Below are 17,398 nucleotides of genomic sequence, written 5' to 3'. Positions count from 1 at the left end.
CTGTGGCTGAGGGGTACCTTCAGGGGCCCGTTCTGGTGATTGGGACGGGGCTTTTGGGAACGTCGGCGGCTTTGGGTCTGCGTTCTGCAGGCCTTGAGGTTGGTTTGCGGGATGCGTCTCCGACCGCGCAGCGTATTGCCGTGGATATGGGGGCCGGGTTTGTGGCGCCGCGGGGCACGGATTTCGCGCCGGCTTTGGTGGTTGTTGCCACGCCGCCGGATGTGACTCCGGGTATTGTGGCTGAGGCTTTGGCGGAGTTCCCTGAAGCTGTTGTGATCGACCTTGCCTCGGTTAAGGGCTCGGTCATTGACGTGTTGAAGGCCAACGACGATGTGGCTGAGGCTGATCTGGCTCGTTACGTTGGCTGCCACCCGATGGCTGGGCGTGAGAAATCTGGGCCTGCCGCTGCCCGGGGTGCGTTGTTTACGGCCTCGCCGTGGGTTGTTGTCCCGCATGAGGGATCCACCTCGCATGCGGTGAAGACGGCGAAATCGGTGGGTTTGGATTTGGGTGCCTCGATCACGGTGATGGATGCGAAGACCCATGATGCCGCGGTCGCGTTGGTTTCGCATTTCCCGCAGATCGCGTCTTCACTTTTGGCTTCGAGGCTTTTGAACGCTTCGGCGTCCTCGTTGGCGTTGGCGGGTAATGGTTTGCGGGATACAACCCGGATTGCGGCGAGTGACCCGAAGTTGTGGATTCAGATTCTGGCGCATAACGCTACCGAGTTGATTCCGATTTTGGAGGGTTTGCAGTCGGATTTGGATCGGTTGTTGGCCACGTTGCGTGACCCTTTCGCATCTGGTGCTGCGTTGGATCTTGCGGAGTTGATGACGGAAGGTAATCAGGGGCAGGCGCGTATTCCTGGTAAGCACGGCGCGCCGCCGCAGTCTTTCGCTACGGTTTCTGTGATTGTGAATGATGAGCCTGGCCAGGTGGCCCAGTTGTTGACTGATATGGGTGAGGCCGGCATCAATATGGAGGACCTGCGGATGGAGCATTCGGCGGGTTATGAGGTTGGTTTGGTTGAGATCCAGGTTTTGCCTGGGCGTCGCGATGAGCTCGTGTCTGTTTTGACGGGCTTGGATTGGAAGGTTGTGCAGTGAGTATGGATGCGCAGGATGCTTTTGGTTCTCTGATTGTTGCTATTGATGGCCCGGCGGGTTCGGGGAAGTCGTCGGTGTCTAAAGAGGTGGCCCGGACGTTGGGTTTGGGCTACCTGGATACTGGCGCGATGTATCGTGCGGTGACGTTCGCGGCGTTGGAGTCCGGTATTGATCTCTCGGATCAGGATGCTGTTGCCCAGGCTGTGATCGAGGCTGATATCCAGTTGTCTACTGACCCTGATGATCAGCGGGTTGTTGTCAACGGCCGGGATGTGACTAAGGAGATTCGTGAGCCGCGGATCTCTGAGCGGGTTTCTGATGTTTCCACGAATCTGAAGGTGCGCGAGAACCTTGTGGAGCGGCAGCGTAACGCGATTGAGGACGCGGGCCGGATTGTTGCTGAGGGCCGCGATATTACGACGGTGGTGGCGCCTTTCGCTGATGCGCGCGTCTTGCTCACGGCCTCTGAGGAGGTGCGGATGAAGCGCCGTGGCTTGCAGTTGAATAACACGCAGTCCGCGCAAGCCTTGGCGCAGCAGGTGGGGGAGCGCGATAAGAAGGACTCCTCGGTTGTGAACTTCATGGAGGCTGCTGAGGGCGTGACGCTGGTGGACACGTCCGAGTTGAATTTTGAACAGTCTGTTGAGGCGGTTTTGACGGTTGTTGAGCATGAGGTCAGCAAGCAGGCCAGCGCGATTGTCGATGGTGATGATGAATCGGATGAGCAGCGGGCTGAGGCGTTGCTGGCTGGCTTGCAGGACTATGAGCTCGATGACGAGGATGCCGCGCTTCTAGCTGGTGAGGGTTGGGAAGCCGATGAGGCTGGTGAGAACCCTCCGGTGGTCGCGATTGTGGGCCGCCCGAATGTGGGCAAGTCCACGCTGGTGAACCGTATTCTGGGGCGCCGTGAGGCGGTTGTTGAGGACCTTCCGGGGGTCACTCGTGACCGTGTGACCTATGACGCGGAGTGGAACCTGAAGCGTTTCCGTGTTGTGGATACGGGCGGTTGGGAAGCTGATGCGAAGGGCATGGACCGCTTGGTCGCTGAGCAGGCTGAGCGTGCCGTGGACGTGGCTGACGTTGTGGTTCTTGTGGTCGATGCGGTGGTGGGCGCTACCGCGGCCGATGAAGCGATCGTGAAGATGCTACGCCGCAAGGGCCGACCGGTCTTGTTGGTTGCGAATAAGGTTGATGGCCCCTCACTTGAGGCTGATGCGATGGCACTGTGGAACCTTGGTTTCGGTGAGCCACATCCGGTCTCGTCTTTGCATGGCCGTGGCACCGCGGACGTTTTGGACGAGCTGATCAAGATGCTGCCGGAGGAATCAGCTTTCGGCGAGGCCGAGCCGGAAGGCGGGCCGCGCCGCGTGGCGCTGCTAGGCCGGCCGAACGTGGGTAAGTCTTCGCTTCTGAATAAGCTGGCAGGCCATGAGCGTGCAGTGGTTTCCGATGAGTCCGGCACTACACGTGACCCGATCGATGAGTTCGTGGAACTGGATGGCCGGATCTGGAAGTTCGTTGACACGGCGGGCTTGCGCCGCAAGCAACACATGGCATCGGGTGCTGACTATTACGCATCCCTACGCACGGCCTCGGCTCTAGACAAGGCTGAGGCGGTCGTCGTGCTGTTGGCTGTGGATGAGGAGTTGGCCGAGCAGGACCAGCGGATCCTGCAGCAAGTGATTGACGCGGGCCGTTGCCTGGTTTTGGCGTTCAATAAGTGGGACACACTTGATGATGAGCGCCGCTACTATCTGGAGCGGGAGATCGAGCAAGACCTCAAGCATGTCTCGTGGGCTCCACGGGTCAACATCTCGGCGAAGACCGGCTGGCATAAAGACAAGCTCGCCCCGGCCCTGGATGTTGCCCTGGAGTCTTGGGACCGCCGTATCCCTACAGGCAAGCTCAACTCTTTCTTAGGTGAGCTGGTCGCTGAGCATCCGCACCCGCTGCGCGGCGGTAAGCAGCCTCGTATTCTGTTCGCGACGCAGGCGAGCGCGCGGCCACCTAAGTTCGTGCTGTTCACCACAGGCTTCCTGGACCCGGGCTACCGGCGCTTTATCGAACGCCGCCTGCGTGAGACGTTCGACTTCCGCGGGACCCCGATCGATATTCAGATGCGGGTGCGTGAGCGCCGCGGAAATAAGCGCAAAAAGTAACACTGGGTGCGCGGTTTCTCACGTTGAGACCGTGGATGCCGCACGAGTGCGCGGGCGCATGATGGTGCGCCCGCTGGAACTGTGACGCCTAGGATGCGGAAGTGACGTCTCGGATTCGGGGGCGTAAATTGTCCAACGTTAGAATGGCGAATATGTCTAAGGTTCTTTCCAATCTGCCCGTCGGCGAGCGAGTCGGCATTGCTTTCTCAGGTGGCCTCGATACGTCTGTGGCTGTCGCGTGGATGCGTGAAAATGGCGCGATCCCGTGCACCTATACCGCGCACATCGGTCAGCCTGATGAACCGGACATCGAGGGAGTGCCTGGCCGCGCGAAAGAGTACGGCGCTGAGATCGCACGCCTGGTTGATGTTCAGGACATGCTGATTCAGGAAGGTATCGCCGCGCTACAGACGGGTGCTTTCCATATTCGTTCTGGCGGTAAGACGTACTTCAACACCACGCCTATCGGGCGCGCAGTGACCGGCATGATGCTGGTGCGCGCCATGAAGGAAGACGGCGTGAACATCTGGGGTGACGGCTCTACATACAAGGGCAACGACATCGAGCGTTTCTACCGTTACGGCCTCATGGCTAACCCGAACCTGAAGATTTACAAGCCGTGGCTTGATTCGAAGTTCGTTGACGAGCTAGGTGGCCGCCAGGAGATGTCTGAATGGCTCACCGAACGTGGCTTCCCATACCGTGATTCCGCCGAGAAGGCGTACTCGACGGATGCGAATATTTGGGGTGCAACGCACGAGGCGAAGGATCTCGAGTTCCTCAACAACGGCGTGAACTTGGTTGAGCCGATTATGGGTGTGGCTCCGTGGGATGAATCGGTTGAGATCAAGACCGAGGACGTCACGGTGACTTTCCATGAGGGCATGCCGGTTGCGATCAACGGCGTCGAATATGAAGACAAGGTCGAGCTGGTTAAGGAAGCCAACCGTATTGGTGGCCGCCACGGCTTGGGCATCTCTGACCAGATCGAGAACCGCATCATCGAGGCTAAGTCCCGCGGTATCTATGAGGCCCCGGGAATGGCGCTTCTGCACATCACGTATGAGCGCCTGGTCAACGCGATCCACAACGAAGACACGATCGCGACCTACCACAACGAGGGCCGCCGCCTGGGCCGGCTCATGTATGAAGGCCGCTGGCTGGATCCGCAGGCACTCATGCAGCGCGAAGCCCTGATCCGTTGGGTTGCGTCCGCTGTGACCGGTTCGGTGACGCTGCGTCTGCGCCGCGGTGATGATTACTCAATCATGAACACCGAAGGCCCGAACTTGTCGTACCATCCAGAGAAGCTTTCGATGGAGCGCGTGGGTAACGCCGCGTTCGGCCCGGATGAGCGGATCGGCCAGCTCACAATGCGTAACCTGGATATCGCTGACTCGCGTTCCCGCCTGGAGCAGTACGCGACCCAGGGCATTGTTGGTGGCGTGACCGCCCAGCTTGTAGGTGAGCTTGAGGCTGGTGGCGCTGACGCGATTGTTGCCGGCGCCGAGCAGGCTGATGAAGAGCTTGATGAGGCATCGAACCGTGCAGCATTCGACATGGGCACCGACTAACCCAGGGGTATCTCACTCAGCAATACAGCGCACGGCGTGCTGAGTCTCTCACTAACTCAATACATAGCGATGGGGCTGCGGTTCAGACGTTCAGACTGAACCGCAGCCCCATCGCTGTTTTGGATCGTAGTTCTAAAGGTTTTTACTCCTTGTTCGGTTCTGGGCTTACTTCCTGGCGTGGATCGTATTCGCCGGGTTGCAAGCCGGAGACATCGATCTGATCGAGTGGGATGAGGCGGCCTTGTTTGGTGATGAGGGCGTGGATGCCCCAGATCGCGAGGAAGATCGGCAGGCCGATGTATGAGGAGAGCACGGCTATGAGGTTCCCGTTTTGGATGGCTTCGAAGTTTTGGCCGATGATGACCACGAAGATCACGCTCAAGCCGACGATGGGCCCGAACGGGTAGAGCGGGGCCTTATACGGAAGCTCGGAGAGGCTGTGGCCTTGTTTGACGAAGGCTCTACGGAAGCGCAGGTGGCTCCAGGAGATGCCCGCCCAGACCGTGAAACCGCACAGCGCGGAGATGTTGAGTAGCCATGTGTAGGCCTGGCCTTCGCCCATGAGATGGGTAGTGAACGCGAACCCGCCGATCGCGGCAGTGGTGAGTAGCGCTGGGACAGGGACGCGCCGCTTGGACAGCCACGTGAAGATCTTGGGTGCACGGCCGGATTCGGCGAGTGCGTAGAGCATGCGGGTTGAGGAGTACAGGCCCGAGTTACCTGCGGAGAGGATCGCGGTGAGGATCACGGCGTTCATCACGCCTGCGGCGAGTGCGATGCCGGCGCGGTCGAACACGAGAGTGAACGGGGATGCGGTGATGTCTTCGTCGTTGGCGGCCGCGAGCAGGCTCGGGTCCGTGTAGGGGAGCAGGAAGCCGATCACGGCGATCGCTGCGATGTAGAAGATCATGATGCGCCAGAACACGCCGCGGATGGCTTTCGGCATGTCGCGGCGCGGGTTCTTCGATTCTCCTGCCGCGACGCCTACGAGTTCGGTGCCTTGGAAAGAGAAACCAGCAACCATGAACACGGCGATGGTGGACCAGGGGCCGCCCACGAACGGGGCTTCGCCTGTGGTCCAGTTGTGGAAGCCGGGGGATGGGCCGCCGATGATGCCGATGATCATGAGCACGCCGAGCACGAGGAAGACTAGGACCGTCACGACTTTGATGAGGGCGAACCAGAACTCGGATTCGCCGAAAGCGCGGGCTGAAAGTGCGTTGATAGTAGTTAGGAGAATGAGGAAGACGGCCGCCCAAACCCATCCGGGTACGTCGGGGAACCAGAAACGCATCACAAGCCCTGCTGCTACGAGTTCCGCGGCGAGGGTGATGGCCCAGTTGAACCAGTAGTTCCAGCCGGTCGCGAACCCGAATGAGGGGGATACATAGCGGGAGGCGTAGACCTCGAAGGAGCCTGCCACGGGTAGGTGGGTGGACATCTCACCCAGTGACTGCATAACCATGAGCACTACGAAGCCGATGAGTGCATAGGCCAGTAGCGCGCCGCCCGGGCCTGCTTGGGAGATGGTTGCACCAGATGCGAGGAATAGTCCGGTGCCGATCGCGCCTCCGATCGCGATCATGCGCATGTGGCGTGCGTGCAGGCTTCGGTTGAGCCTGTCTGCCGCATCGTTATGTGTGTGAGACGTGTGTTTGGTTGTGCCCATGGGGTGCCCTTCGCTTGTGTAGAGAACGCGTGAGGAGCTCACATCATGAGCGAAGACCTTACTCCTTTCTGGCCGCTTATGGGGGATAAAGTCACGAAGTGACGCAAGCAGGAACAGGCGGCAATAGCTTCTGCTGTGTTTACTGGTCTACGTAGGTGCAGAGGGCGCGGCCGGGTTTGACGTTGTCTTGGTGTTCAGCCACGACTTCACCGTTGATGAGGATGGTGCATTTTGCTGCCAGGTGCGCGGCTTGTGGCACGTCGAAGCTCACGCGCACGTCGGAGAGGTCGTTGCTTTCACGTTTCACAACGATCGGTTCGGTGGTTGCGGTGTCGAGTGTGCCGTGTTCACCGCCGATTGCTGGGCCGAGCTTCCAATCCATTGAGGTGAGGTCGGCCGGGTTGGTTGTGGTGGTTTGGGGTTGGGTTCCGGTTTCCACGGCGATGACGCGGAACTCGACTTCCACGGTTTCGGCGCCACAACCGGTGAGGCCCGCCCCGATCAACGTTGTAGCAAGACCGGCCCCGAGCATCTTGGGCAAGCGATGAGCAGGTGTTGAGGCGTGGCGGGTGAACATACGGGCCTTTCAGTGTTTTGCGATCCATAATCGAAGCGTCAGTGATCTGTGATTGATCCGCGATTGTTCTGAGTTGTTGATCGTCATCATTGTCTCATCTGCTGATGAGCCGCGCGGGACTGCCATCGATTGGTCGCGTCATCGCGGCATAGTGTACGGTTGATCCGAGTCCGTCCCACCTTGTTTGGGTAGAGCCTATACAGTGCTGGATGGGTTGCGGGCTATGGCGCAGCTTGGTAGCGCGCTTGTCTGGGGGACAAGAGGTCGTCGGTTCAAATCCGGCTAGCCCGACCACGTTATATCGCTGGCGGGGTCACAACAGTTGTTGTTGTGACCCCGCCAGTGTTCTATCTAGGTTTTATCTAGCTGTGCGTCCTAGAACTGGTAGTCGGTGGCGTCGCTCGCGGGCCTCGGATTTAGCGTCTTTGATGGCCGCAAGAACAAGGGTGGCCAGGCGAATCATCATGCGCTGAGACTACGGGTCAATGCTTCTCTCGCGTACTCGCTTGTTGACATTCCGCGTCGTTTTGCCTCGGTCTCAACAAGCTTCCAAAGCTGTGCTGGGACGCGCACGCTGTGAACTTCCATCGGGTCAGTGCGAATCCAAGCGGGAGTTTCTTTAGTCAGGGTCGAGTCAGGGAATCCGGCTTCGGCTTCGTCCGCCCAGCGCTGCACGTCTGCGTCGGTAAATGCGACGCCGTTGACATCGGTGTATTTCGTCATCAGTCGTTCTGGCGTCAACCACCTCGTATCGACCTACGTGACGGGGTGGTGAAGTTGAAGCTATGAAATATATGCCCTGTGAAGTAATTCTGTGAGATCTATACAGATCCCCAGATATTCGGCGCGAAATCGGCGAAAAGTACTCGAAACAAATCAACAATCAAGGCGTAACAGGTACTTGATGGTAGTCACATATAGATTCGGCGCATGCATGATCATCAAACTTCCTGTATTCTGTAAGGTTGTAAGCGGTAACAAGACTAGCCACCACTCGCGTGAGCCGCTTGTTGCGCTTAGTCCATGAAGTTCATGCAGTCTTTCTTAGCAGTTGAGCAAACCGCTAAAGCTCGGTCTAAGGAAGGCGTTCACCTCAGGAAGGAAAATTGCATGAAAACAAAGAAAAGTAGGCTAGGTGGCCTGCTTTTGGCGATGCTCCTGGGTGCGGCATCCCTGGTTGGAATCACCCCAGCCCAGGCAGCACCTGATTTCACTTACCCAGGCGCCATGTCCGACGTCAACGTGACGTTCAAGGATAAAGATGGCGGCCAGGCACGTGTCGATGACGAAGTAAAGGTCACGGCAAAGTGGAACGTTCCAAACGGAGCACAGGCTGGCGAAACCTTCGGCATGACCCTGCCGAAGGAATTCTCTAACTACGGTAACGGTGAGTTTTCGGTTCCAGATAAGGAAACAGGCGAAACCGTTGCTAACTGTAAGGTTACGAACGAGCCAGCGCCAACTGTCACCTGCACCCTGACTGACTTCGTCAACGGCAAGGAAGACGTAGGCGGCGAACTGTGGTTCCTCGCAACCCTCGACGAGCAGAGCGACAACAACACCGCTGATTTCATCATCGACGGCAAGACCGTCCCTGTTCCAATCCCAGGTGACGGCGGCATCGGCCCTGTAGGCCCAGGCCACGCAGCTGATGACCCATACAAGTACAGCGCACGCACCAAGCATGGTGCCGACGTGATCGCTTGGGGTATCCAGTTCCCTAACACCGTCGCCGAAGACGGTACTGTGACCGTTACTGACGCGATCGTTGATAACACCGAGTTCGAGCGTCACAAGGCCAACAACTTCGATATTGAGGTCGAATACCGCAACGTTGCCGAGGACGGCACCTTCGTTGAAGGTGAAGACTGGGCACCTGTTGACCCAGCTGACTTCGAGACCAACATTGCTGAAGGCAGCACCAACTTCACTGTCACGGTGAGGAACGTTCCAACCGATAAGCGCGTTCAGTACCGCATCCTTTACTGGACCAAGATGGACGGCAAGGCCTTCGAAGGCGACGTTTTCAAGAACACCGCAAAGGTCAACGGCAAGGACGCTGAGGCGACTTTCACCTACACCGCAATCGGTGGCGGTACTGGTTCCGGTAAGGAATACACCCGCTTCTCCATCGCCAAGGCAGTTGAAGGTAACGGTGCAGACCAGGTTCCAGCAGGCACCAAGTACACCGTGAAGTACACCGCTGCAGGTGAAGAGGACACCCTCGAACTCGAAGCCGGTGAAGAGAACCGCGTGAACTCCAAGCGCTACAAGATCGGCACCGAGTTCAAGATCACCGAAGTCAACCTTCCAGAGGTTGACGGTATCGAGTGGGGCGACTACGAGATCACCGGTGACGGCGTAACCAAGAACGAAGACGGTTCGTTCAGCGTTACCCCAGCAACCAACGAGCCAGCCAAGCTGACCTTGGTCAACAAGGCTGAGAAGAAGGTCCAGAACGGCAACCTGTCCGTTACCAAGGCGGTAACCGGCGACGGTGCTGACCTCGTTCCTGCAGACACCGAGTACAACGTCAAGTACTCCTACGAGCTCGATGGCGAAGAGAAGTCTGGCACTCTCACCGTCAAGAACGGCGAGACCGTGTCCCTTCCTGAGGACGTTCCTGCAGGCACCAAGGTCCGCCTGACCGAAGAGAAGCCAGCTGACTTCGAAACCGAAGACGGCAAGAAGGTCATCTACGGTGAGCCGAAGTTCTTCATCGGCGATGAACTGTGCGACGACATCCTCGTAACGGTTGAGGGCGATAAGACCAAGGAGATCAAGCTCGAAAACCCAACCACGGTTGAAGAGCCAGAGCCAGAGCCATCTGATGAGCCAACCCCGGAACCTTCTGAGGAGCCAGAGCCATCTGATGAGCCAACCCCGGAACCTTCTGAGGAGCCAGAGCCATCTGATGAGCCAACCCCGGAACCTTCTGAGGAGCCAGAGCCATCTGATGAGCCAACCCCGGAGCCATCTGAGGAGCCAACCCCAGAACCTTCTGAGGAGCCAACCCCGGAGCCATCTGAGGAGCCAACCCCAGAACCTTCTGAGGAGCCAACCCCAGAACCTTCTGAGGAGCCAACCCCAGAACCTTCTGAGGAGCCAACCCCAGAGCCTTCTGAGGAGCCAACCCCAGAACCTTCTGAGGAGCCAACCCCAGAGCCATCTGAGTCTGAGACTCCAGCTCCAGAGCCAACCGAAACCGATACTCCGGAAGAGCCAGGCAAGAAGCCAGGTCTCGCATCAACCGGTGTCGAGAATGTCGCTGTAGGCCTCGGCGTAGCACTTCTGCTCGCTGCTGGTGGCGCAACGCTTCTCGTAGTACGTAAGCGGAAGAACGGCTAATGATGCTGTAACTGCTTGAGCATAATGTTCAAGCACAGCGAAGTGCCCTCGCAGGTCAAACCGACCGGCGGGGGCACTTCCTCTTAACGTGTCCCACTTCACTGGGGTGAAAGGATAGGCTCGGAGTAGGAAGTACAGAATGTGTTCAACCTGATCCAAGGAAGGTGATGACATGGAGATTGGTCGCTTTATCGAAGGGCAACCATGCTGGCTCGAACTCCGGACATCTGTTAGGCGCGAAGCCCTCGACTTCTACACGGGCCTACTCGAATGGCAATACGAAGACCGTGAGGGACTCACCACCGCGTTGATCCGCGGCCGCGCCGTCGCCTCAATCGTCGACAAAGTGGATGAGTCCCGTCCGGACGAATGGATCACCTACATCGCTGTAGCCTCCGTCGATGACGCAATCGAACGCGTCAAAGAAGCCGGCGGCGTCGTCCTCGAAGAAGCCCAGAACCGTCCAGGCCTCGGCCGGGTCGCACTGGTGGCTGACAGCCCAGGTGAGCTCGCCGCAGTCATGGGCCTCTTGGAGATCGGCGAGCACCAAGGCTACGAGGTCTACTACAAGGCAGGCGCCCCGTACTGGCACGAACTCTACTCACGGAACTTCCCAGGCACCGTCAAATTCTTCCAAGACGTCTATAGCTGGAAAGTCCAAAACGTATCTGATGTCGTCGGCCACGAATACGTGACCCTGCAGGGCGAAGAGTCAGGCCCGGTAGCCGGCATCATGAACGCCTCGAAAGTCCTCAAAGACAACATCCCGGCAACCTGGCGTATCTACTGGGGTGTCGCTAACGCTGCAGCACAAATCGATGTAGTCGCCCACCTCGGCGGACGCGCCGCAAGCTTCCCAACCGAAACGAACATCGGCGCAGTCGCATCCGTGATCGACCCAGGCGGTGCACGCTTCCTGATCGGCTCCGGATACCCCGTGCTCTAGACAGACTGGAGACAAGCGGTTGTTGGTGCACACCCTCGTTGAGGATGTGCACCAACTGTTTTAACAGCACAGCCAGCAGGGCCTGCGCAGTGACGCCGTGTTTGCTGTAGCTGGTGGGTGTCTGCGCAGATTTAGCGGCCTGTGAGGCCCACGCTTTCCATCTGCAGCAGATGCTTCTTAGCTTGCTCGCCACCTAGGTATGCGCCGAGACGACCATCTGATCGGACCACACGATGACAAGGCAACAGTATCGGCAACGGATTGCTGGCACACGCGGTACCCGCGGCGCGTACCGCAGAGGCGTTACCGGCCGCCTCAGCTAGCTGCGCATACGTGAGCGTAGACCCGTAAGGAATCTGGGAGAGCGCCCGCTGGGCTCTAACCCGGAACCCATCGCCGTGCGGTCCATCCAGCGGGACATCGAACCCCTCCCGTTTGAGCATGAAATACTCATCGAGCTGCTTCACAGCCTCATCCGCCCACGCTTGAGCCTGCTCACGGTGCCCAGGCTCGGCCTCTAAAAGTAGGCTTTCTATCCCATCTTCTGCACACGAGGTAACGCGGTGCTTGAACTCGAGGCGAGCAATCCCTAAAGGCGTCGCTGAGACCACGAGCGTCCCGATGGCAGATGGAAGTTCAGCTACCGCGGCCACACCAAGCAACGGTTGAGACATGTTCATACTCCCGGGCTTTGTGATGCAGATGACGCCGTGCGTCGTCACATCAAGGACCAAATAAGTGTGTGGTTTTAGAATAGTTCGTCAGGTGAACCGCCATATGGCTTCACACAACATACGGAGGGCACTCAAAATGACTACAGAAACGCAACGAACTATCCGCACCGGCATCGTCGGCTACGGCAACCTCGGCCGCAGTGTTGAAAAGCTTATCCAGCAGCAACCCGACATGGAATTGGTCGGCATTTTCTCCCGCCGTGATTCCCTCGAAACCGAAACTCCAGTCTTCCCGGCAGCGCAAGCCTCCGAATACTCGGACCAGATCGATGTCCTGTTCTTGTGCCTCGGCTCCGCAACTGACATCCCGGAGCAAGCGCCCGGATTCGCCGAGAACTTCACCACGGTTGATACCTACGACAACCACACGTTGATCCCACAGCACCGCAAAGCCATGGATGAAGCCGCCAAGAAGGGCGGCAACGTCGCATTGATCAGCACAGGATGGGATCCGGGAATGTTCTCCCTCAACCGTACGATGGGGGAGGCATTCTTCCCGAAAGCCCAGCAGAACAGCTTCTGGGGAACCGGTTTATCGCAGGGGCACTCGGATGCGGTCCGCCGTGTAGAAGGCGTGAAGTATGGCGTCCAGTACACCGTTCCAGCAACGGACGCGATCGAAGCCGCCCGTGCAGGCGAAGGCGAGAACATCAACAAGTATGAGGCGCATGAGCGCCGCTGCTACATCGTCGCGGAGGAATCCGAGCATGAGCGGATCCGCGAGACCATCGTGACCATGCCGGATTACTTCGAGCCATACAAGACCGAAGTGAACTTCATCTCTGAAGAAGAGTTCCTACGTGACCACCAAGGAATGCCGCACGGCGGCCGCGTGATCACAACCGGTGACCTCGAAGGTAGCCGAGCCACCATCGAATATTCACTGGACCTGGAAGCCAATCCGGATTTCACCGCAGCAGTACAGGTCGCTTACGGCCGCGCGGCGGCACGCTTGGCTGCTGAAGGTCGCAAAGGAGCGGTCACGGTTCTTGAAGTTCCGCCATATCTGCTTTCGCCGACCTCCCTCGATGAGCTCGTAGAGCGAGACATCTAATGCCGCATCAACCTGAATCCGGCGGGGTGGACGTCACCACGCCGGAGACCCTGAACCGTGTTGCCCGCTCCCTGCCCGTGTGGGATCCACTACCGCCGGATAGCGCGTATGTTGAGTTGACCCACCCGGACGGTGCCCGCGTCCGTATCACAGCTGACGCGCTCATCGGCCGGCAACCCGGGGAGCACGCCGGGGAAGAAGGCGTGATCGGTGTGCCAGTTCAAGACCCGCACAAAAGTGTCTCCCGCGTGCACGCGAAGCTGTGGGTGACACCGTCCGCCCCGCCTTCAGTGAGCGATGCCGGGTCAGGAAACGGTACCCTTGTTCAACGCGGCGAGGACTATATTTCTGTTGAAGAGAACCCCGAACCGCTTGAAGATGGCGACATCATCTGGTTAGGTGACGTTGGATTGCGGACAACACTCCAGCATTAAACCTGCACGGTAGGAGCGGCACGGTAGAGAAACTCTACGGTAGAAAAACTATGGACCAGTACGAAACTGCCCACGGCGCCCGGCTCTGTGCCCACTACTTGCAGCGCGCCGTATCCGCGTGGCTCGCAGAGCCAGCTCCACACCAATGGATGGGGTTGCTTTCGGAGTTCTACGGGGCCTATGTGGCCGTGCCGGTCAACGAGTTCGGGCAACCGGTGACCTATGTTCATGAGGGTCAGCTCGCGGTTCCGGCGCACACCAGGCGCGAGGCAGTACCTGCGTGGTGTGCCAGAATCGGGTTGCAAGAAATCCCGGGTGTGAACATCATGCTCGGGGATGAACTACTGGAATACCTTGCTGCGCGGCATCCTGATCATTGCGTTGTATTAGACCCGCAAGAAGCGGGTATCGCTATCTACCCTGTTGATGAATACGTGGCAGGATATTCGCGTTTCGGCCGTCTCAAAGCGGCGCTACGTCGGGGCGAGGAAGGCTATCAACACCCGGCGGGGGAAGTGATCCAGGAGCTTCTCAAGCCTGGCGCCGAGATCGTGTATATGCTCAGTCCCGGCAGCGGGCTTCGGCCGGGGGAGCAGCCGTATCCGCAGTTGGTTAACAAACCAGCTGATGGCGTCGGTGTGGGCAACGGTGCCTCGGCGGGTGATGCCGCCGTGGCAGGCTATGCCGGCGCGCCACCCGGCGGTGTTGTGGCTTGCCCCTTGTTCACATCAGCGCTTGAAGTGTTCCGTTTTCAGCCGCAAGCTGGAGCCGCTCAAACCAGTGTTGAATGGTTCCGCCGATACCTGCCAGCAGGCCTAGCGATCTGTATTGATCCGGCCGCTGACGGTAAGGTTATAGAACTTAGCGCCCAAGAATTGAACACAGCTGGTTTCTGGTTGTGACGCTGTGAAAGATAGTTGGGTCAAAGCAAACGCTCAGCATGCGATAAGGTTGTGACAGTTGTTAACACGAGTGAAGGAGTGGTCATGACTCAGGGCCAAGCGGATGGCCGCGGATATGGCGTGGAACCCTCCACCCAGACAACCTCAGTCGCCCTGCCACCAGTCAGCGACGAGGTCATTGCAAAATACCGTTTGTCTGAAGAAGAACGCCGTGCAGTAACGGCTCTTCCACAGGATTCAGCGCTACTGCTCTCCAACGAGGGTGAAGTCAAAGGCGCACGCTTCCTGCTGGATAAGGACGTGACCACGGTAGGACGCCGTCCGGATTCAGACATTTTCCTCGACGATGTCACCGTGTCCCGCAAGCACGCCGAATTCCGCCGGGAAGGCCGCGTGTTCCGTGTGGTTGACTCCTCGAGCCTCAACGGCACCTACGTCAACGGCGACCGCGTTGACGAAGTAGAGCTGCGTTCCGGTAGCGAGGTGCGCATCGGTAAGTATGTCTTGAAGTTCTACCAGCCACTTCCAGAGCAGTGACAAGACACAGAAGCCTTGACGTAGTTTTGGGTCGAAGCTCGGCTGCCGCGGCAGCGGCGCCGGCTACCGGCCCGAGCCGAGAACCTGCGTGCGCACCGCGTAAAGGCGTCAAGAACATCGGCGATGTCCTAGCCATCCTGCAAGATGATTTCCCGGCAGTGACGGCCTCGAAGATTCGCTTCCTCGAAGAAAAAGGCCTCATCACCCCGGCCCGCACCGCAGCCGGGTACCGCAAGTACACCTCCTCGGATGTTGAACGTCTGCGGTTTATCCTCGCGCTACAGAGGGATCAGTACCTTCCGTTGAAGGTCATCAAAGAACACCTCGATGCGGTCGATGCGGGGGAGAACCCGCAAGCTCTGCCTGGCGGAACTACGATCGCTCCACGCGTACTTGATGAGGTGGAAGCCGAACAGATCGCAGGCCACGTGCGCCCGCTCACGCGCGCCGAGTTGGCTGGCCGTGCAGGAGCATCGGTCGCTTTCGTCGATGAGCTGGTTGAGCTTGGCATGATCGCCGCCGGTGAGGATGAACTCTTCGGCTCGAACGCCTTACAGAGCGTCATTGCCGCGTTGCGTCTAGCCGAGTACGGTGTTCAGCCGCGCCACCTGCGCCTGGTCCGTACCGCCGCGGAACGAGAAGCCGCACTCATCGAATCAGTCGTGACTTCATCGCATCCGCGCCGCGACTCGACCTCCTCCGCGCGCGCCGCTGACCAAGCCGAGACGATGGCCGAGGCGCTATCAGTGCTTCACCGCGCGATGCTGCACAGCCGCATCGACCATTTCGACCGCTAGAGAACGCCCAACCAGGGAGTGTTTCTGTGACGTTAGAAGGTTATCGAGCCGTTTCTGTAGAGAACGCGTTGATCGAGTTGCCTTCGCAGCAACCCGTTGTGGTGATGCATGAAATCACTGGGGACCGGGTGTTTCCGTTGTGGATCGGCTCAGCTGAATTCGCGGTGATCTCCAACTTATTGGATGGAAGCCCCGCCAAACGCCCCCTCACGCACGACCTCCTGCTGGACATAGTCGATGCCCTGGATGCCAACATCTTGCGTGTGCGGATAGTGGACGTGGACGACATGACCTTCCACGCCCGGATCGACCTCGACAACGGCCGTGAAGTGGACTCCCGCGCATCCGACGCCGTGATACTAGGGTTGCAGCTGGACGTGCCGATCCTGATCACGAGCGAGCTTCTGGATCATGTAGGCGTAGTGCGCCCTGTGGACGAAGACCCCGGCGCAACTGAGGCTCAAGTTGAGGAATTCAAAGAATTCTTGGAAGGCCTCGACCCTTCGGATTTCAAGGATTGACCCGTCAGCTTTTAGAGATTGAACGCGACACGCCTTCAAGTTAAACATGAAGGTCTTTGACCACGGGGCTTATTCGGCCTAGTTTCTTAACTAGAAGAGTCTCCTCTTTACGACCTTGTTGTCTCACATCACTCGCATCCGAGAACTGCAAGGTTTAGAGCCGACCCAGTTCTCGAAGATTTGAACGCAAGGAGAGCGTACGTGACTCGCGACGTAGACCACCCGGATGTAGGCCATGTGGCGCCCGGAAGCCAGGGAATGCTGTTCGATGACGACCTCCCTGTGTTAGATGAAGCTGCGGGGTACCGCGGACCTACCGCATGCAAAGCTGCTGGAATCACGTACCGCCAGCTGGACTATTGGGCTCGCACCGGGCTTGTTGAACCAACCGTGCAGACCGCCGCAGGATCCGGCTCGCAACGGCTCTACAGCTTCCGCGATGTGCTCGTTCTCAAGGTTGTGAAGCGCCTGCTGGATACCGGCGTGTCCCTCCAACAGATCCGCACTGCAGTCGCGACCCTGCGTGAACGCGGGGTAGACGACCTCGCGCAGATCACCCTTATGTCCGATGGCGCATCGGTTTATGAATGCACCTCGGCTGACGAAGTGATCGACTTGGTCCAGGGCGGCCAAGGCGTCTTCGGTATCGCTGTGGGGCGAGTGTGGCGCGAAGTTGAATCCTCGATCTCCGAGCTACCGGTTGATTATGCGCGCAACGAAGACAACCCAACACCCGTTGCACACCCAGAGGACGAACTCGCACGCCACCGGGCACGCAAGTCTGCCTCCTGAACAGATACCCCAGCGGACTAGCCACGTAGCCTAACTGGCCTACCCTGCCACAGGTAAGGCAGAAACAGAACTTAAACGGATGTGGGGCTGAGACGAATTGTCGTCTCAGCCCCACAGCCGTTTAATGCACGTTTCTAAGTCAAGAGATCCTATGTGCGGGAGAGAACCCTCCAGCGGAGAAGGTGTTGGCGGAAGCTATGTGGCGGGAACTGTATGGCAGGAGTGATAAGGGTGGCAGCCGCGCGGCC

The 17,398-nt window shown here is 58.6% G+C and carries 16 protein-coding genes and 1 tRNA gene; 13 read left to right on the top strand and 4 right to left on the bottom strand.

Features of this window, described 5'->3' with window-relative positions; genetic code table 11:
* Nucleotides 1-2: 2 nt before the first annotated feature.
* From MHJ63_RS05955 to argG, 3 genes are all read left to right on the top strand, one after another.
* Nucleotides 3-1,106 carry a prephenate dehydrogenase gene (locus MHJ63_RS05955; RefSeq protein WP_035757528.1) on the top strand — a complete coding sequence of 368 codons (1,104 nt, stop codon included), beginning with the start codon at nucleotides 3-5 and terminating at the stop codon, nucleotides 1,104-1,106.
* A 2-nt stretch (nucleotides 1,107-1,108) separates the two neighbouring features.
* Entirely contained in the window at nucleotides 1,109-3,265 is a 2,157-nt protein-coding gene (gene der / locus MHJ63_RS05950; protein ID WP_239446493.1) for a bifunctional cytidylate kinase/GTPase Der, read from the top strand.
* Between the two features lie 152 nt (nucleotides 3,266-3,417).
* Nucleotides 3,418-4,839: an argininosuccinate synthase gene (gene argG, locus MHJ63_RS05945; protein ID WP_239446481.1), complete on the top strand. Its 1,422-nt coding sequence runs from the start codon at nucleotides 3,418-3,420 to the stop codon at nucleotides 4,837-4,839.
* Between the two features lie 142 nt (nucleotides 4,840-4,981).
* Here argG and MHJ63_RS05940 read toward each other — a convergent pair whose 3' ends face one another.
* The gene (locus MHJ63_RS05940) at nucleotides 4,982-6,508 is read right to left on the bottom strand and encodes an amino acid permease (RefSeq protein ID WP_052048653.1); all 1,527 of its coding nucleotides are present in this window, start codon (nucleotides 6,506-6,508) and stop codon (nucleotides 4,982-4,984) included.
* A gap of 139 nt (nucleotides 6,509-6,647) precedes the next feature.
* Nucleotides 6,648-7,085: a hypothetical protein gene (locus MHJ63_RS05935; RefSeq protein ID WP_070490944.1), complete on the bottom strand. Its 438-nt coding sequence runs from the start codon at nucleotides 7,083-7,085 to the stop codon at nucleotides 6,648-6,650.
* Nucleotides 7,086-7,302: 217 nt separating this feature from the next.
* Between MHJ63_RS05935 and MHJ63_RS05930 the strand changes: the two genes are divergently transcribed.
* Nucleotides 7,303-7,379 (top strand) — tRNA-Pro (locus tag MHJ63_RS05930).
* A 168-nt stretch (nucleotides 7,380-7,547) separates the two neighbouring features.
* Here MHJ63_RS05930 and MHJ63_RS05925 read toward each other — a convergent pair.
* A complete protein-coding gene (locus tag MHJ63_RS05925; protein ID WP_035757539.1) occupies nucleotides 7,548-7,808 on the bottom strand; it encodes a ribbon-helix-helix protein, CopG family in 261 nt (86 codons plus the stop codon).
* A gap of 387 nt (nucleotides 7,809-8,195) precedes the next feature.
* Here MHJ63_RS05925 and MHJ63_RS05920 point away from each other — a divergent pair, with 387 nt between their 5' ends.
* Together MHJ63_RS05920 and MHJ63_RS05915 are read left to right on the top strand one after the other, a co-directional pair.
* A complete protein-coding gene (locus tag MHJ63_RS05920; protein ID WP_239446480.1) occupies nucleotides 8,196-10,433 on the top strand; it encodes a DUF5979 domain-containing protein in 2,238 nt (745 codons plus the stop codon).
* 172 nt (nucleotides 10,434-10,605) lie between these two features.
* Entirely contained in the window at nucleotides 10,606-11,379 is a 774-nt protein-coding gene (locus tag MHJ63_RS05915) for a VOC family protein (RefSeq protein ID WP_070490942.1), read from the top strand.
* Between the two features lie 131 nt (nucleotides 11,380-11,510).
* Here the strand turns inward: MHJ63_RS05915 and MHJ63_RS05910 are convergent, their stop codons facing one another.
* Complete coding sequence (locus MHJ63_RS05910; protein ID WP_070507219.1) at nucleotides 11,511-12,053, bottom strand: methylated-DNA--[protein]-cysteine S-methyltransferase; 543 nt, start codon at nucleotides 12,051-12,053, stop codon at nucleotides 11,511-11,513.
* Nucleotides 12,054-12,189: 136 nt separating this feature from the next.
* Between MHJ63_RS05910 and MHJ63_RS05905 the strand changes: the two genes are divergently transcribed.
* The 7 genes from MHJ63_RS05905 to MHJ63_RS05875 all read left to right on the top strand — a co-directional run bounded on the left by MHJ63_RS05905 (nucleotide 12,190) and on the right by MHJ63_RS05875 (nucleotide 17,150).
* Nucleotides 12,190-13,167 carry a diaminopimelate dehydrogenase gene (locus MHJ63_RS05905; protein ID WP_239446479.1) on the top strand — a complete coding sequence of 326 codons (978 nt, stop codon included), beginning with the start codon at nucleotides 12,190-12,192 and terminating at the stop codon, nucleotides 13,165-13,167.
* Nucleotides 13,167-13,601: an FHA domain-containing protein gene (locus tag MHJ63_RS05900; protein WP_035757547.1), complete on the top strand. Its 435-nt coding sequence runs from the start codon at nucleotides 13,167-13,169 to the stop codon at nucleotides 13,599-13,601. Before MHJ63_RS05905 ends, MHJ63_RS05900 begins: the two co-directional genes overlap by 1 nt.
* A 50-nt stretch (nucleotides 13,602-13,651) precedes the next feature.
* Nucleotides 13,652-14,503, top strand: coding sequence for a hypothetical protein (locus MHJ63_RS05895; protein ID WP_070507217.1), 852 nt, complete (start codon nucleotides 13,652-13,654; stop codon nucleotides 14,501-14,503).
* An 84-nt stretch (nucleotides 14,504-14,587) separates the two neighbouring features.
* Nucleotides 14,588-15,040 (top strand): FHA domain-containing protein, encoded by a 453-nt coding sequence (locus MHJ63_RS05890; RefSeq protein ID WP_070490934.1) that lies wholly within the window; start codon nucleotides 14,588-14,590, stop codon nucleotides 15,038-15,040.
* Entirely contained in the window at nucleotides 15,037-15,837 is an 801-nt protein-coding gene (ftsR, locus tag MHJ63_RS05885) for a transcriptional regulator FtsR (RefSeq protein WP_338110380.1), read from the top strand. Before MHJ63_RS05890 ends, ftsR begins: the two co-directional genes overlap by 4 nt.
* A gap of 26 nt (nucleotides 15,838-15,863) precedes the next feature.
* Nucleotides 15,864-16,358 carry a bifunctional nuclease family protein gene (locus MHJ63_RS05880; protein ID WP_052048660.1) on the top strand — a complete coding sequence of 165 codons (495 nt, stop codon included), beginning with the start codon at nucleotides 15,864-15,866 and terminating at the stop codon, nucleotides 16,356-16,358.
* Nucleotides 16,359-16,616: 258 nt separating this feature from the next.
* Nucleotides 16,617-17,150: a MerR family transcriptional regulator gene (locus MHJ63_RS05875; protein ID WP_083289412.1), complete on the top strand. Its 534-nt coding sequence runs from the start codon at nucleotides 16,617-16,619 to the stop codon at nucleotides 17,148-17,150.
* The last annotated feature ends 248 nt before the right edge of the window (nucleotides 17,151-17,398 follow it).

The sequence above is a fragment of the Pseudoglutamicibacter albus genome (assembly GCF_022346425.1).
In the GTDB taxonomy this organism is placed as follows: Bacteria; Actinomycetota; Actinomycetes; order Actinomycetales; family Micrococcaceae; genus Pseudoglutamicibacter; species Pseudoglutamicibacter albus.
Note: the sequence above shows the minus strand (reverse complement) of the source record. Positions and strands in the feature narration are given on the sequence as shown.

What these genes read in the sequence shown, in the direction of transcription:
- MHJ63_RS05895 (WP_070507217.1), top strand. Translation starts at nt 13,652, where the DNA reads ATGGACCAGTACGAAACTGCCCACGGCGCCCGGCTCTGTGCCCACTAC.
- MHJ63_RS05935 (WP_070490944.1), bottom strand. Translation starts at nt 7,085, where the DNA reads ATGTTCACCCGCCACGCCTCAACACCTGCTCATCGCTTGCCCAAGATG.
- MHJ63_RS05910 (WP_070507219.1), bottom strand. Translation starts at nt 12,053, where the DNA reads ATGTCTCAACCGTTGCTTGGTGTGGCCGCGGTAGCTGAACTTCCATCT.
- MHJ63_RS05920 (WP_239446480.1), top strand. Translation starts at nt 8,196, where the DNA reads ATGAAAACAAAGAAAAGTAGGCTAGGTGGCCTGCTTTTGGCGATGCTC.
- der (WP_239446493.1), top strand. Translation starts at nt 1,109, where the DNA reads ATGGATGCGCAGGATGCTTTTGGTTCTCTGATTGTTGCTATTGATGGC.
- argG (WP_239446481.1), top strand. Translation starts at nt 3,418, where the DNA reads ATGTCTAAGGTTCTTTCCAATCTGCCCGTCGGCGAGCGAGTCGGCATT.
- MHJ63_RS05900 (WP_035757547.1), top strand. Translation starts at nt 13,167, where the DNA reads ATGCCGCATCAACCTGAATCCGGCGGGGTGGACGTCACCACGCCGGAG.
- MHJ63_RS05925 (WP_035757539.1), bottom strand. Translation starts at nt 7,808, where the DNA reads ATGACGAAATACACCGATGTCAACGGCGTCGCATTTACCGACGCAGAC.
- MHJ63_RS05890 (WP_070490934.1), top strand. Translation starts at nt 14,588, where the DNA reads ATGACTCAGGGCCAAGCGGATGGCCGCGGATATGGCGTGGAACCCTCC.
- MHJ63_RS05915 (WP_070490942.1), top strand. Translation starts at nt 10,606, where the DNA reads ATGGAGATTGGTCGCTTTATCGAAGGGCAACCATGCTGGCTCGAACTC.
- MHJ63_RS05940 (WP_052048653.1), bottom strand. Translation starts at nt 6,508, where the DNA reads ATGGGCACAACCAAACACACGTCTCACACACATAACGATGCGGCAGAC.
- MHJ63_RS05905 (WP_239446479.1), top strand. Translation starts at nt 12,190, where the DNA reads ATGACTACAGAAACGCAACGAACTATCCGCACCGGCATCGTCGGCTAC.
- MHJ63_RS05875 (WP_083289412.1), top strand. Translation starts at nt 16,617, where the DNA reads ATGCTGTTCGATGACGACCTCCCTGTGTTAGATGAAGCTGCGGGGTAC.